The 980-nt window shown below is 42.8% G+C and carries 1 protein-coding gene; it reads left to right on the top strand.

Features of this window, described 5'->3' with window-relative positions; genetic code table 11:
• Positions 1–310: 310 nt before the first annotated feature.
• Entirely contained in the window at positions 311–886 is a 576-nt protein-coding gene (locus ACS8FC_RS15210) for a TerD family protein (protein WP_058024753.1), read from the top strand.
• The last annotated feature ends 94 nt before the right edge of the window (positions 887–980 follow it).

Genomic DNA, 980 nt, shown 5'->3' with positions numbered 1-980 from the left:
CACGCAAAAGACGATTGGTTTTGATTTTAATATCAAAAAGCCCATTCATCAAAGCTTTGAGATTCGCCATCGCTAAAGTTTATAAGCTAGTATTTATAAATAGAGTAATTCATCGCGGCAGCATAACTACCTGAAACTTAGGTTTTTTGTCCAATGTATATGAAATATAACCATGACCCAATCGGCTTTGATTGGGTCATTTTTTGTTGTTATGATAGAGCATTACTAGGCGATGGATTTGCGCAGTTATAGCGTAAGCATCGCCTTTTATGTCATTAAATCTCTAACGTCTAATAACAAGGATAACACCATGGCTCTATCACTTAACAAAGGCGGTAACTTATCGCTAACGAAAACTGATCCAAATTTGACCAAGCTACTAATCGGTCTAGGCTGGGATGAGCGCGCCACCTCTGGTGCTGAGTTCGATCTTGATGCCAGTGTATTTTTGCTAAATGGTGCAGGTAAAGTGCGCGGCGACCATGACTTTATTTTTTATAATCAGCTGAAGTCTGATAATGGCGCGGTCGAGCACACGGGTGACAACCGTACTGGCGAAGGCGATGGTGATGATGAAGTTATCAAAGTAAACTTAACCCAAGTACCTGCTGACGTTGATAAGGTAGTTGTGACGGTGACTATCCATGACGCTGCTACTCGCAACCAAAACTTCGGTCAGGTAGCCAATGCCTTTATCCGCGTTGTCAATGAAGAGACCGGCACTGAAGTGGTACGTTTTGATCTAGCAGAAGATTACTCTGTTGAGACCGCCATGGTATTCGGTGAAGTATATCGTCACAATGGCGAATGGAAATTCCGCGCGGTAGGTCAAGGTTATTCAGGTGGCCTACAGGCGATGTGCCATCAGTACGGCGTTGATATCTAAAGCCTTATTTTTATTGGCATTTGGGCTATCAGCCATTCCGATTAGCACGTCCAAAATATCAAGCGACCATCGTTGCAAATAGTCACAATTTTTA

The organism is Psychrobacter sp. 1Y4, from assembly GCF_051847555.1.
The sequence above is the reverse complement of the archived record's forward strand: the minus strand, read 5'-3'. Positions and strand labels throughout refer to the sequence as shown.

Bases quoted from the DNA above. Each gene is read 5' to 3' on its own strand.
- ACS8FC_RS15210 (WP_058024753.1), top strand. From the start codon at position 311: ATGGCTCTATCACTTAACAAAGGCGGTAACTTATCGCTAACGAAAACT.